General features: G+C 33.9%; 14 protein-coding genes. 2 read left to right on the top strand and 12 right to left on the bottom strand.

What is annotated here, in order from left to right; all coding sequences use genetic code 11:
• The first annotated feature begins 151 nt into the window (after positions 1-151).
• A complete protein-coding gene (locus BR43_RS18075) occupies positions 152-1,012 on the top strand; it encodes a hypothetical protein (RefSeq protein ID WP_034564537.1) in 861 nt (286 codons plus the stop codon).
• Between the two features lie 65 nt (positions 1,013-1,077).
• On the opposite strand, the gene BR43_RS18070 is transcribed toward BR43_RS18075, so the two are convergent.
• The 6 genes from BR43_RS18070 to BR43_RS18045 form a co-directional block, all read right to left on the bottom strand.
• On the bottom strand, positions 1,078-2,049 hold the full coding sequence (locus BR43_RS18070) for an HD domain-containing protein (RefSeq protein WP_034564535.1): 972 nt from the start codon (positions 2,047-2,049) through the stop codon (positions 1,078-1,080).
• Between the two features lie 98 nt (positions 2,050-2,147).
• The gene (locus BR43_RS18065) at positions 2,148-2,873 is read right to left on the bottom strand and encodes an amino acid ABC transporter ATP-binding protein (protein WP_034564533.1); all 726 of its coding nucleotides are present in this window, start codon (positions 2,871-2,873) and stop codon (positions 2,148-2,150) included.
• Positions 2,866-4,341: an ABC transporter substrate-binding protein/permease gene (locus BR43_RS18060; RefSeq protein WP_034564531.1), complete on the bottom strand. Its 1,476-nt coding sequence runs from the start codon at positions 4,339-4,341 to the stop codon at positions 2,866-2,868. The genes BR43_RS18065 and BR43_RS18060 overlap by 8 nt, the downstream gene beginning before the upstream one ends.
• Before the next feature lie 267 nt (positions 4,342-4,608).
• The gene (locus BR43_RS18055; protein ID WP_034564529.1) at positions 4,609-6,843 is read right to left on the bottom strand and encodes a heavy metal translocating P-type ATPase; all 2,235 of its coding nucleotides are present in this window, start codon (positions 6,841-6,843) and stop codon (positions 4,609-4,611) included.
• Complete coding sequence (copZ, locus tag BR43_RS18050) at positions 6,843-7,055, bottom strand: copper chaperone CopZ (RefSeq protein WP_034564527.1); 213 nt, start codon at positions 7,053-7,055, stop codon at positions 6,843-6,845. The genes BR43_RS18055 and copZ overlap by 1 nt, the downstream gene beginning before the upstream one ends.
• Positions 7,056-7,077: 22 nt before the next feature.
• Positions 7,078-7,524, bottom strand: a complete 447-nt coding sequence (locus BR43_RS18045; RefSeq protein WP_034564525.1) for a CopY/TcrY family copper transport repressor — start codon at positions 7,522-7,524, stop codon at positions 7,078-7,080.
• A 187-nt stretch (positions 7,525-7,711) separates the two neighbouring features.
• Here BR43_RS18045 and BR43_RS20240 point away from each other — a divergent pair, with 187 nt between their 5' ends.
• Positions 7,712-7,861 (top strand): SPJ_0845 family protein, encoded by a 150-nt coding sequence (locus tag BR43_RS20240; protein ID WP_169741076.1) that lies wholly within the window; start codon positions 7,712-7,714, stop codon positions 7,859-7,861.
• 489 nt (positions 7,862-8,350) lie between these two features.
• Here BR43_RS20240 and BR43_RS18040 read toward each other — a convergent pair whose 3' ends face one another.
• From BR43_RS18040 to BR43_RS18015, 6 genes are all read right to left on the bottom strand, one after another.
• The gene (locus BR43_RS18040) at positions 8,351-8,668 is read right to left on the bottom strand and encodes a nucleoside triphosphate pyrophosphohydrolase family protein (protein ID WP_034564523.1); all 318 of its coding nucleotides are present in this window, start codon (positions 8,666-8,668) and stop codon (positions 8,351-8,353) included.
• Between the two features lie 33 nt (positions 8,669-8,701).
• Positions 8,702-9,994, bottom strand: coding sequence for a glutamate-1-semialdehyde 2,1-aminomutase (gene hemL, locus BR43_RS18035; protein ID WP_034564521.1), 1,293 nt, complete (start codon positions 9,992-9,994; stop codon positions 8,702-8,704).
• On the bottom strand, positions 9,991-11,379 hold the full coding sequence (hemA, locus tag BR43_RS18030) for a glutamyl-tRNA reductase (RefSeq protein WP_034564518.1): 1,389 nt from the start codon (positions 11,377-11,379) through the stop codon (positions 9,991-9,993). The genes hemL and hemA overlap by 4 nt, the downstream gene beginning before the upstream one ends.
• 144 nt (positions 11,380-11,523) lie before the next feature.
• Positions 11,524-12,117 carry a ribosome biogenesis GTP-binding protein YihA/YsxC gene (gene yihA, locus BR43_RS18025; protein ID WP_034564516.1) on the bottom strand — a complete coding sequence of 198 codons (594 nt, stop codon included), beginning with the start codon at positions 12,115-12,117 and terminating at the stop codon, positions 11,524-11,526.
• A 146-nt stretch (positions 12,118-12,263) separates the two neighbouring features.
• The gene (locus BR43_RS18020) at positions 12,264-13,049 is read right to left on the bottom strand and encodes a glucosaminidase domain-containing protein (RefSeq protein WP_051934032.1); all 786 of its coding nucleotides are present in this window, start codon (positions 13,047-13,049) and stop codon (positions 12,264-12,266) included.
• Complete coding sequence (locus tag BR43_RS18015) at positions 13,046-13,447, bottom strand: phage holin family protein (protein WP_034564514.1); 402 nt, start codon at positions 13,445-13,447, stop codon at positions 13,046-13,048. The genes BR43_RS18020 and BR43_RS18015 overlap by 4 nt, the downstream gene beginning before the upstream one ends.
• Positions 13,448-13,457 lie beyond the last annotated feature (10 nt).

Here is a 13,457-nt window from a genome sequence, read left to right as displayed (position 1 = left end):
CTATTTTTTTATTTAATCCTTTTTTTATTTAATTTAGGAAAAATATACTATTTTTTAATTTTAATAGTCTATACCGAATTGTCGTCAGGAATATGCTGTGTTAAACTAATAGAAGCATAACGCATGAATTTTTTCTATGAAGGAGTTTTATATGAAAAAAGATCAAAAAATTCTAATGATTATTTTAAGTAGTTTTTTAGTACTAATTCTTATTACAATTAGTGTTAGTACTGTCTTTTATATGGTTTTTGAGGCAAAGATTGAAGAAAAGCCTACCTTAATCAACCAAGAAAAAGCAACTAAATCCATCGATGATTTCTTATTAAAGAAATACAATTTAGTCGCAACAGAATATGACGTAACTAAAACACGCCTGATGGATTATGGTTACCAACAAGAATTTCCTCCAAATGAAGAAAAACTTTATAAATCAACGGTTACCCTGAAAGATCCTGCAGTTAGTTTTACTGTAATGCTCGATAGCAATTATGAAATTTATACGGATTCCTTTGTACTAAAAATGACAGATTACTATTTAAAGCCCTATTTAGCTAGTTATCAAACAATGACAGACTATTTAAAAAAGCTTCCTCTTCATTCTAGTTCCTACTTAATAAATCAAAAAACAGATAACGATTTTATCACTATCCAAATTGATTTTGAAAACAAAAAATTTAATAAAATCCTACTGAATTTATTAAAAGAAAAAAGACCTTTAGACTTCAAACAATTATTTCAAGATAACCATTATGTTGCTTGGATCACTTTTGATTTATATACCGAACAGGTAATTGATGAAAATAATTTGAAACAAATTGAATTTGATTTAAAAAATACGTTTAATTTAATTCCACAAACTTATAGTCTCTATCTCCAACAAGTAGACTTTTCTGAAGGTTGCGACATTCATACAGATGATGACTACTCAAGTGATGATGACTGTTTAACAGATAATTACTATTTTCAAGAGTTTCGTGGTGGAACTCGTTCTGAAAACGAACATACACTCTAACTAAAAGAAGTCTGTAAACAAACTAAACACAGTTTATTTACGGACTTCTTTTATGCTCATGTAAGTTACTTAACTTTTAGATAAATTCCTTTCTTAGAGAATGCCAAAGCTTCTTTATTCAATTTTTTTACCTTTTGAGAAACTGTAGAAACAGGTACTAGCTTTCCATTTATGCACACAGTTGGATCAACTAATCGCAGCTTTTTCTTTTGATGAATATCATAATCTTGCTCATCTACAACTAATTCAACATGTGAGGTTAAGTGAACAAGTAATTCTTTTATTTGTAACGTTTCACTTTTTTGTAGTTTTACCAATAATTGATCATCGGTTAGCAATAGATCTTTAGCGTCAATCTCCTGATTTTCCAATGATAGTTTTAATATATTAGATACGATCTCCGAACTATAGATATTCAAAGGATCATAAAAAAAATCAATGACAATCTTATAATAATTCTCAACAAACCACTCTGCCTGCCGAACTGATTGGACAATGATCTCATTCTCTTCAACTATTAAGCTTTGTATAAATAGTTCAATCTCTTTTAAAGGTACCTCATAATAACGATGAATTTCCCTTAATGTGTAATCAATTCGATCCGCACATAGCTTTGGAGCTTCTTTTTCCAGAATACCCCAGTTGGAATCATCTAATGCTACTCTTTGGTAGGAATAGCCCCATTTTTCTAAAACTAATGGTATTTGGGAATCTTCAAGTACTTGTTCCTTAATTTGCTCATGATAATTTTCTTTTTTATTATCTAAAGCTGTATCAATCACGTGAGAAAAAGCAGTATGTGAAATATCATGCAACAATCCTGCAATTTGCTCTTCTTGACTGCCTCCTAAACGCTTAATTAACAGCGCTACACCTAATGAATGTTCATATCGAGTTTCATCCCATAAGTCATTGACTAAATACGCCGCCCCCGCCATGTGTACATTTTTTAAACGTTGAAAAGTAGTCGTTTCAATCAGTTCAGCAAAAATAGGAGCAAAATCAAATTCACCATACAACTCATCAAAATATTTCATGTAAGCACCTCCACTTTGAGGATAGCATAGTTTAATTTACATGAACATAAAAAATGACTAACTCCATCATAAAAGTGGAGTTAGCCATTTGATTGATTTTATAATACTTTTGCTAAGAAATCTTGTGTACGTTCGTTTTGTGGATTTTCAAAAATCTCAATTGGCGTACCTTGCTCAACAATGTATCCACCATCCATAAATAGAACACGATCTGCAACCTCTTTAGCAAAGCCCATTTCATGTGTTACCACAACCATCGTCATACCTGACTCAGCCAAATCCTTCATTACTTTTAGCACTTCCCCAACCATCTCTGGATCAAGAGCTGAGGTAGGTTCATCAAATAGCAATACATCTGGATCCATCGCTAATGCTCTGGCAATAGCCACACGTTGCTGCTGCCCTCCAGATAAACTAGCGGGATAAGCCTTATCTTTATCGGATAAACCAACTTTAGTTAATAATTCTTTTGCCGTTTTTTCGGCTTCTTCAGAAGTAATTCCTTTGACTTTCATTGGAGCGATTTTTAAATTTTCAACAACAGTCATATGAGGAAATAGATTAAAACTTTGAAAGACCATCCCCATTTTTTCACGTAACTGGTTTAATTTATCTTGCCCAACATTGATAATATTTGTGCCTTCAAAAATAATTTCACCACTTGTTGGTTCCTCTAATAAATTTAAGCAACGTAAGAACGTGCTTTTTCCTGAACCTGAAGGACCAATAATCACAACAACTTCACCTTGGTTAACTTCCTCATTAATATCTTTTAAAACCTCATTCTCGCCAAAAGATTTCTTTAAATGGTTAATTTTAATCATGATTCATCTTCCCTTCATAGTAATTTAGTAGTTTTGTTAAGCTAAATGTCAAAATAAAATAAATAATCAAGGTTACAGCCAAAGGTGCCACGGGACGATACGTGATTGCCGTAACTACTTTTGTTTGATAAATCAAATCACCGACACCGATAATTGAAACAATTGAACTTTCTTTAATCACTGTAATAAATTCATTCCCTAATGCTGGCCAAATATTTTTCAATGCTTGTGGGAAAATAATAAAGCGCATTGTTTCTGTTTTACCCATTCCTAAACTACGAGCAGCTTCAGTCTGCCCCTTAGAAACTGAATTCAATCCAGAACGAATAATTTCGCAAATGTAAGCTCCACTATTTAAAGAAACAGCAATAATACCTGCTAACAATGCTGGAATATTAATCACAACACCTAAAGCAAAATAGATAAACATGACTTGAATCATCATTGGTGTACCACGAACAAATTCAACATACGCTCCGGCAAAAGTACGAATAAGTTTACTTTTTGAAAGACGCATTAATGCCAATAATGTTCCTAATGCAATTCCAAAAATAACACTGACAAAAGCAATTAAAATAGTATAACCGGTTCCTTTAGCAAAATACTCCCAGAATGAAAAAATTGGTTTTACATCGCCAGCAGTGTCCCCACCTTGACCTTCAATTAATTGTTCACCTGCTGTTTTAATGTAGCCAGGAATTAAGTTCTGCTTCTTTATCTCACCAATTGCGTCATTCACAGCAGAAACTAGACTTGCTGATCCTTTTCTAAATGCAATTGCTGATCCCTGTTGATTCTCTTCAAGCTCAAATTTTCCATCTATATACGCAAGGTTTTTATCATTTGAAATATAAGCAAGAGCACTTGGTTCTTCTAATACAATTCCATCAATTTTCTTCGTATTCAATGCTAAAATCAAATCAGGAATTTTTGCTAATCCCATCATTTCAACATTTTTAATTTGTTCTTTGGCAACTGTTTCTTGCATCGTTCCTTTTTGAACGCCTAATGTTTTTCCTTCAAAATCACTTTTTTCTTTGAACACAGCTTTATCTTCTTTACGAATAATAATAAATTGTCCGCCTTGATAATAAATATCAGAAAAATCAACACTTTTGCGACGTTCGTCAGTTGGATTCATTCCAGCAATGACCAAATCAACTTTTTTTGCTTCTAAGGCCGATAGTAAACTATCATAATCCATATCACGAATGACAAGCTTTACTCCAAGATTCTTAGCAATCTTTTCAGCAATTAGGACATCCATTCCAACAATTTGGTCTTTTCCATCTAATTTAGCATGAAATTCATATGGAGGATAGTCTGCACTTGTTCCCATAACCAACTGTCCACTTTTTTTAATATCTGCTAAAGATGTATCCTCAGCTTTAGCAGTACTTGCACCACCCCAAAAACCAACGATTATACTTAATAACATTACAATTCCAATTAACTGTTTTCTATTCATCTAATTACTCCTTCTTTATTTTAACGGCACTAATCGCCTTAAGATATTTTTATTTCTCTACAAATAATAACAGATATAGAATATTTATGCAATGTTTACTCAAATAAAAGCCGAAATTACTAATTTTATACATTAAAAGTGGTTACATACAGATAAAAATGTATATTTACGATTATTTCCAATAGATTTATACAACTTTTTTTATCTTCATTCATAAATAGAAAAAAACTCTAATGATCTATAGAATGAGATCATTAGAGTTTGATTTTATTTCAATTTAGCTTTGTTTAAGCTCAGAGAATTAATTAATACACTCACTGAACTGAAAGCCATGGCACCTCCAGCAATGATTGGATTTAATAATCCGAATGCTGCAAAAGGAATCCCAACAACATTGTAGATAAATGCCCAAAAAAGATTTTGTTTAATTTTACGCATTGTTTTTTTAGATAAGCGAATGGCTTCTGAAATACTTGATAAGTCACCACGCATTAATGTAATATCCGCTGCCTCCATAGCAATATCGGTTCCAGTTCCCATGGCCATCCCAATATCCGCTAATGCCAATGCTGGTGCATCATTAATTCCATCACCAACCATTGCAACTACCAACCCTTCAGCCTGTAGCTTCGCAACATAATCAGCCTTATCTTGTGGCAAGACTTCTGCAAAAATGTGTTCTGAAGCAATTCCAACGCTAGCTCCAATGGTATCTGCTGTGCGTTTATTGTCCCCTGTTACTAAATAAACAGCAATTCCTTGTTTTTGTAATGCTGCTACTGCAGCAGCTGAACTTTCCTTCACTTGATCCGCTACAGCAATCATCCCAACACATTTCTCATCAATCGCCATTAACATTACCGTTTTTCCAGTTTTTTCTAACTCAATAATTTTAGCTTCAAACTGCGCAAAATCAATTCCTGCTTCTAAAAACATTCTTCTTGCCCCAATTTGTACTTTTTGCTGATTTATTACTGCTGAAACACCTGAGCCCACAGCTGCTTGAAAATCAACAACTTTTGGCAATTCGCCTTGCTTTCTCTCAACACCATACTGATAAATCGCTACCCCTAATGGATGCTCTGAATATTTTTCTAACGCAGTTGCATAGTGAACAAATTCTGCTTCAGTTATTAATTCATCACTAATAATAATATCAGTCACTTCTGGTTTTCCTTTTGTTAGTGTTCCCGTTTTATCTAACATAACGGCTTCAATTGTAGCTGCTTTTTCTAAATATTCGCCACCTTTAATTAACACACCATGCTTAGCACCTAAACCAGTACCAACCATAATCGCTGTTGGAGTAGCTAAACCTAAGGCACATGGACAAGCAATCACTAAAACTGCTACAGCGTGAATAATCGCTAAATTCCAGTCACCTATTACAAAACCACTAATCAACAAAGTTGCAAATGCAATCACCAACACAATTGGTACAAAAATAGATGAAATTCGATCCGCTACCTTTTGAATCGGTGCTTTTGATCCTTGTGCTTCTTCTACCATTTTAATAATTTGAGCTAATGCTGTTTCGTTTCCAATTTTATTGGCTTCGACAATCAATGTCCCATTGATATTCACTGTTCCACCGATCACATTATCTCCCACAACTTTTTCAACTGGTAAACTTTCCCCAGTCAACATACTTTCATCAAAAGAAGAGTAGCCTTCAATAATCACTCCATCAACAGGGACTTTTTCACCTGGACGAATACGTAAATGTTCTGCTAGAGCTACTTCTTCAATTGGAACATCGATTTCTTCATTATTGCGAATAACTCGAGCTGTTTTCGCTTGAAGCTCCATCAATTGTTTAATGGCTTTCCCTGTTTTTCCTTTTGCTGATTGTTCCATATACTTCCCTAACAAAATTAGAGTAATAATAACAGCACTACTTTCAAAGTATAAATCACTTGATCTAGTTGAAAAGAAACCATTGTAGACACTTAAGAAAAAGGCCGCGCTAGTTCCCATGGCAACAAGAACATCCATGTTTGGAGCGCCAGTTTTAATAGTATGATAGGCATTTTTATAAAAACGAGCACCAATGAAAAATTGAACTGGAGTTGTCAGAATCAATTGAACCCATGGTAAATGTAATAATTGTACAAAGCTATTGTCATGAATACCTACCATACTCATAATCATTGCAATCACCATTGGAGCTGATAAAATTCCACTGATGATTAGTTGCCAAAAAAGATGTTTTGTTTCTTTTTCTTTAAATTCTTCTGCTTCTTTTTTATGAGCATCATCATTAACAATGGCTCCATAACCGATATGTTCTACCCCTTTGATCAGCTCCATTAAATTAGTAGCCGATCCATCATATGTTATTGTTGCCTTTTCAGTTGCTAAGTTGACAAATGCATTTTCAACTCCTGTATGATTCGCTAGTTCTTTCTCTACTCGTGCAGCACAATTGGCACAAGTCATACCTGTAATGGTTAGTGAATCAGTTTTTTCATTATTTAATGGATTTATCGCGTTGCTTGCCATTAGATTAACACCGCCTCGTAACCAGTATTTGTAATTGTCTCAGCAATCTCTTTTGAAGTAACTAAAGATGAATCATATTTTATTTTTGCTTCCCCTTTTTTTAAATGAACCTTCACTTTGTCAATTCCTGCCAATCCATTTATTGCTTCCTCAACACGTTTCACACAATGTTCACAGCTCATACCAGTAATTTTTACATTCATTTTTTCCATTTTTCTTCACTCCTATAATTTTTTAGTTGTTATGTTCTTGACATTCACATTGACCTGGAACACAGTTACAGGCTATTTCATCAACTGCTAACTCTTTCTTCGACTCAATTAGTTTTTCTAACAATTGAATATCTTCGTGTGTCAAAGTTGCTTCTTCAATTAAAGCTCCAATCGTTTGCCCAATTTTTTTACTGCAAACATGGGCAAATAAATTTTCCGTCGCTGACATCACACTCTCTGCTTCTGTTACTCTAGGAAAATAGATAAAACGATGACCTGCTGCCTCTGTCTTTAATGCTTCTTTTTTTACTAGACGTCCAATTAAAGTTTTAATTGTTGCTGGTTTCCAATCCATCTTTTCTTTTAACACTGCTACAATTTCTTGACTAGATGCTTGTTTCTTTGACCAAACAACTCGCATTATTTCCCACTCTGCATCACTAATTTTAACTTTTTCAATTGTTGTCATGTTATTCACCTTCCTTACTTATACGACTTATTGTTTACATTTGTAATCGATTCTACATTTACAGTTTACGTTTGTAATCATCTTTTGTCAAGCAGTTTATTTTTTAATACCGTTATGTAAAAAGGAATACTAGCTTTTTCAGTAAAAATCAGCTACTATTAATATAATTAGAAAGGGGATTTTACAGATGGGATTAACACATAAAACTGAAACAAACCTAGATGATTTATTTAGTCGCTTTGCAATTGAGCCTGAACCTGAAAAACGCAAAGAAGACAATGATGATGAAAAAGAAGACGATCAAAAAACAGATAAAGACGACCAAAAAAAAGACTAATCAAAAAATCCTAAACAAAGTCAGTATTTTCCAACTTTTGTTTAGGATTTTTGCTGTTTAACAATCACTAACTAAGAAACTATAGTGATTTATACTATAAAAACAATTTTTTTACAAAAGGCTTCACGAACTATTCCCTCATAACTAAATCCGTTCTTTTCCATAACAGCTACGAAACCTAGATTCCAACGACAAAAATCAAGTGTACCAATTCATGCTCCCATTTATTTTAATTTATCCCCATGGAGAGCTATTAATACTTGACCATAAATACTATTTAGTAAATTGGATTATGTCTATATGTAAAAACTTCTGATAAATTGCTCTCCTTTAACTTTCTTATGATGAAATGATCTGTTTCACACCCTTATATATACAACTCTTTCTCTACTGACCGATAGCTTTCCCATTCATTCGTCTCTCTACCATACAAATAAAAAACAGCTTTTAGAATGGCCTACGCACTCTAAAAACTATTTGATAGTATCCTTAATCTTGACGATTTTGACTAGCTTCTTTTGAGAACCCATCCGGATAGCGTTTCTCTAATTTTTCAATATTTTGAATGGCAACATTTTCAAAAGGAATATCAGCCCATTCAGCAATTTGTGACAAATACCAAAGAACATCTCCTAATTCCTTCGTTAATGCCTTTTTATCTAAATCATGACCGTGGAATGTATATTTTTTAATTAAATCGACAACTTCACCAGCCTCGCTTGCAACACCTAATGCACAATTGGTTAAAACTTGTTCATTTCCATAAAGTGTTCGATTGGCTAATTTTTGATAATCATTAAATTCCATTTTCATAAACTCCTTTTTAGTTACAATGCTTTATTATTTATTCATTAAAGTCGCAAAGCTAGCATCCATGGCTTCTAACGTTTGTTGAATATCTTCAAGGGTATGTTCCTTCGATAAAAAGATTCCTTCAAATTGAGAAGGTGGTAGAAAAATGCCACGATCTGCCATTTCTTTATAATATTTCGCAAAAAAGGCTGTATCACTTGCTTTACTTTCAGCATAATTTGTCACAGGTCCTTTATTAAAAAACAATCCAATCATACTACCTGCTCGATTAACTGTAAGAGGAATTTGATATTTTCGACTCAAATTCATCATTCCTATTTCCAAAGCATCACCTAATAAGTCAAAATGGTCATAATCTGTTTCATACAAATTCATTAAAGTTGTATAACCTGCTGCCATAGCAATTGGATTGCCAGATAGTGTTCCAGCTTGATACACACTTCCTGCAGGAGCCATCTGTTCCATGATTTCACGACGACCACCGTAGGCACCCACAGGAACTCCGCCACCGATTACTTTTCCTAAACAAGTTAAATCAGGTAAAACTGAAAAATGACCTTGGGCTGAATGATAACCTACTCTAAAACCTGACATGACTTCATCAAAAATTAATAAAGCACCATCATTTGTTGTTAACGTTCGTAGTCCTTCTAGAAATCCCGACACTGGTGGAATAACACCCATATTTCCTGCAACAGGTTCAACAATTACTGCTGCAATCTCGCCAGCATATTCTTGGAATACTTTAGTTACAGCCTTAAGATCGTTATATGGAGCTACTAAAGTATTACTGGTAGTACTTTTTGGAACTCCTGGAGAATCTGGAAGACCTAAAGTAGCCACTCCTGAACCAACTTTAACTAATAGCGCATCATCATGACCATGATAACTACCTTCTAATTTCAAAATCTTATCTCTACCTGTATAACCACGGGCTAATCTCAATGCACTCATAGTTGCTTCCGTACCTGAATTAACAAAACGAACCATCTCAATTGATGGGACACGTTGAATAACTAACTCAGCTAATTTATTTTCCATAACCGTTGGTGTTCCAAAACTGGTTCCTAGACTAGCGGCTTTTTGAATAGCTGCTACAACATGAGGTTCTGCATGACCTAAAATTAGCGGCCCCCAAGATAAAACATAATCAATATAAGAGTTGCCATCAATATCAAAAATACGACTGCCACTTCCGTAGTCCATTACAATTGGAGGCACATCTACTGATTTAAACGCTCGAACTGGACTATTAACTCCCCCCGGCATTAAATTTAAAGCTTCTGCAAAAACTTGTTCTGATTTTTTTGTTTCCCTCATAACTCTTCCTCCTGTTCAACTACAATTGAAATATCTTCAGTTGGAATCTCACACTTAACTTCTAAATCAATCCCTACCGAACGAGCAAATACTTCTAAAGCATCATTCATATCTTTACTTGGATTCATTCTTGCCAATTCTTTCATCGATTGAATCGGATGTTTAATTAACTGATTAACAATACTTTGCATGTGCTTATCAATAATACGAGCTTCACGTTCATTCAATTCAGGTAATTTCTTTGCTAAACTATCCATTGTTCGTTCGCGAATATCCATCGATCCTTTGCGTAATTGATAAATATAAGGCACAGCACGGCGTTCTTGATACCAAGAATTAAAACGTAACACAGCTTCATCAATTTCAGCTAAAATTTGCTTCACAATCTTTTCACGTTCTTCTCTAAATTGATCAATTTGAATTCCAATTTGATCCATATCAAAAATACGAAGTCCTTGAATCAAGCTCAAATCAGGATCAACATTACGTGGAATTGCTAAATCCATTAAAAGTAGCTCTTTCACTACACCATTGCGAATATCTTGCATTCCAATAATACTTTCTGATGTAATGATATAATCAGAAGATTTTGTTGCCACAATCACTGCATCTGAACCTGCTAAAACTCGTGATAAATTATCCATATCTGCTGAGTAGACATAGCGTTTTAGCTTTTCTGGATGATATTCGTCTTGCGCCCACTCATTTAATTCATGAGCAAAATGTTCTGCTCGAATACTATTTCTAGAAACTACGGTAATATGCTCTGCATCATTTTGCAACAATGATCTAGCCGCTAAACGAATCATTTTTCCAGCACCAATTAGCAAAACCCGTTTGGCTTTAAAATCCCCCCATTCCTCTTTCAACAACTGAATAGCTGCTGTACTTGGATTAAAAGAATTTTGGTCAAGAGTCGTTTTTGTATGCACTTTTTTAGAAAAAGAAATAGCCTTATTAAAAAGTGAGCTTAAAATTGGGCCAACTGCTTTCTCGGTATGAGCTACTTCAAACGCATTTTTAACTTGACTAAGAATCTGGGTTTCACCCACCATTAATGAATCTAGCCCAGTTGCTACTTTAAATAAGTGCTGTGCAACATCACTATTAGACTTCCCATAACTTGTAGCAATAACGTCTGAAACATCGTAGCCCGTGTATTCACCAATATAGCGTAACATGTCCCCATGCATAAATTCTGTTTGATCAATATATAAATAGTATTCCGTCCGATTGCACGTAGTTAAAATAACTACCTCAGAAACACCAGTAAATTGTTTAATTTCATTTAATTGTTGTGGTACATCTTCATCTTTAATGGTGTAACGTTCGCGTATTTCAATGGGGGTCGTTTGGTGACTCACACCATACAATAAAATTTTCAATAGTACCCTTCCTTCACTAATTACTATTTTATCATTAACTAATTGAAGCAAATAAAATCAAGCAAAAAAACAACTAAGAAAAATCTTAATTGTTTTTCTTAACTAGTTCAACTTACTTTATAGTGTTTTACTAGTCATCGCCACTTAGTTTTTTAAGTCTAAGTATTTTTCAATAATTTGCCAAGCTTCATCTTTACCTTCACCAGTTTCTGATGAGAATAAAATAAACTCATCCTTAGGATCAAAATTCAAGGTGTCTTTCACTAGCTTGATATGTTTATTCCATTTACTACGAGGAATTTTATCAGCCTTCGTTGCAACAACAATAATTGGCAATTCATAATATTTTAAAAATTCATACATTTGAACATCTTCTTTACTTGGGGCATGTCTTAAATCAACTACTGATAAAACAGCCTTTAATGTATCTCTTTGGGTTAAATAGGTTTCTAACATTTGTCCCCATTTAGCTCGCTCTGTTTTTGAAACTTTTGCGTATCCATATCCAGGAACATCAACAAAATAAAATTTTTCTTCTATAATATAAAAATTCAAAGTTTGTGTTTTTCCAGGCTTACTTGACGTTCTAGCCAGTCCTTTACGATTAATCATACGATTAATGAAGGAAGATTTCCCTACGTTTGAGCGACCTGCTAAAGCAATCTCAGGAAGTCTAGTGCCAGGATATTGAGCTGGTGAAACAGCACTTATGACGATATCAGCTTTATGCACATCCATTATTTTCATTCTCCATCCTTTTTAAATTCTTTTATCATTTTAACATAAAAGCGTAAGATTTGATATTCTTTCACTAGAATTCATTAAATTTACATAAAATAAAAAAACAGTGAAACATTTGATTTTGTTTCACTGTTCTAAATTATTTAGTAATTTAATTGTTGCCCTGGATAAATTAAATTTGCATTTTGAATTTTATTCTTCTGAATCAGTACATCCATAGGAACTCCTAATTTTTTAGCAACTACAGATAAAACATCCCCACTTTTGACTAGATAGATTCTAGATCCAGTGCTTCTATTTAACTGAATAACTTGCCCTGGATGAATCAAATTAGGGTTCGCCAAACTATTTTCAGCAATTAATGCAGCAACTGTCGTTCCAAATTGTTGCGCAATGCTACTTAGATTATCTCCTGATTGAACAATATAAGTTGTGTTAGTTGGAGTAGATGCGCTCCCTTGATTTGATAGCACTTCATTATCCCAGCTAGCTAAATTATTAGCTTCAATTGTTGCAATTAATTTATCTGCATATAACGGATCTGTTGCGTAGCCTGCTGCTTTAATTGCTCGAGCTTGCTGAACAAAATCAGTTAACCCAAGGACTCCTGAATAACGACTATTTTCATGAAAGAAACGCCCATGATCAGTGACACTCGTTGCCCAATTAGGGTATTTTCTAAAAGTTGCCTGAACCGTTACATTTTGACCATTTATGACTTCCCAGGTTGGAAATTCCACTGATGCTCCATTGTAACTCCCTTTAATCCCAAATAAATTATAATTCGGCGCTAAAGATAACTGACTGGTTCCCCAAGCACTTTCTAATGCGGCTTGGGAAGCTGTAATACTTGGTAATATCTTATATTGATGCCAACCTAGTATTGCGCCAGCTTTAATTTCAGCTAAAAAATTAACCACTTTACTCATTTCTTTTTCTCCTTTCCGTTAATATCTGCTTGTTTATTTAAAACACCTAGATAATTCTTTAAAAAACCAATATTGACACCCATCTGACTAATGTTTTCTAGAATGCTACCTAATTCATATAACGTAATCATAATCGTCCACCAAAAAGCGACATTAATTGGAATTGTGATGTTCATTAAAGGAGCCAGCTGATCGATAATATCCGCTGCAATAATGGTAAAAAATGTTGCAAATTTCATTAGTAAACCTTCAATTGAAATGCTAGATCGCCAATCATGTGATTTTAATGACTTCATATAACCTGTGATGACATCTATTATCAAAGCCGTCATATAAAGAGAGAGCACTGTACTACCGCCGCCGAAAATTGTATGGAAGATGAGATTGATTAAATCCATTTGTCATCCC

Origin of the sequence: Carnobacterium gallinarum DSM 4847 (genome assembly GCF_000744375.1) — a bacterium.
In the GTDB taxonomy this organism is placed as follows: Bacteria; Bacillota; Bacilli; order Lactobacillales; family Carnobacteriaceae; genus Carnobacterium; species Carnobacterium gallinarum.
This window is presented reverse-complemented; position numbering and strand designations above follow the sequence as displayed.

Excerpts from the sequence above, each read along its gene's own strand:
- BR43_RS18075 (WP_034564537.1), top strand. The coding sequence starts at position 152 with ATGAAAAAAGATCAAAAAATTCTAATGATTATTTTAAGTAGTTTTTTA.
- BR43_RS18070 (WP_034564535.1), bottom strand. The coding sequence starts at position 2,049 with ATGAAATATTTTGATGAGTTGTATGGTGAATTTGATTTTGCTCCTATT.
- BR43_RS18065 (WP_034564533.1), bottom strand. The coding sequence starts at position 2,873 with ATGATTAAAATTAACCATTTAAAGAAATCTTTTGGCGAGAATGAGGTT.
- BR43_RS18060 (WP_034564531.1), bottom strand. The coding sequence starts at position 4,341 with ATGAATAGAAAACAGTTAATTGGAATTGTAATGTTATTAAGTATAATC.
- BR43_RS18055 (WP_034564529.1), bottom strand. The coding sequence starts at position 6,843 with ATGGCAAGCAACGCGATAAATCCATTAAATAATGAAAAAACTGATTCA.
- copZ (WP_034564527.1), bottom strand. The coding sequence starts at position 7,055 with ATGGAAAAAATGAATGTAAAAATTACTGGTATGAGCTGTGAACATTGT.
- BR43_RS18045 (WP_034564525.1), bottom strand. The coding sequence starts at position 7,524 with ATGACAACAATTGAAAAAGTTAAAATTAGTGATGCAGAGTGGGAAATA.
- BR43_RS20240 (WP_169741076.1), top strand. The coding sequence starts at position 7,712 with ATGGGATTAACACATAAAACTGAAACAAACCTAGATGATTTATTTAGT.
- BR43_RS18040 (WP_034564523.1), bottom strand. The coding sequence starts at position 8,668 with ATGGAATTTAATGATTATCAAAAATTAGCCAATCGAACACTTTATGGA.
- hemL (WP_034564521.1), bottom strand. The coding sequence starts at position 9,994 with ATGAGGGAAACAAAAAAATCAGAACAAGTTTTTGCAGAAGCTTTAAAT.
- yihA (WP_034564516.1), bottom strand. The coding sequence starts at position 12,117 with ATGGATGTGCATAAAGCTGATATCGTCATAAGTGCTGTTTCACCAGCT.
- BR43_RS18020 (WP_051934032.1), bottom strand. The coding sequence starts at position 13,049 with ATGAGTAAAGTGGTTAATTTTTTAGCTGAAATTAAAGCTGGCGCAATA.
- BR43_RS18015 (WP_034564514.1), bottom strand. The coding sequence starts at position 13,447 with ATGGATTTAATCAATCTCATCTTCCATACAATTTTCGGCGGCGGTAGT.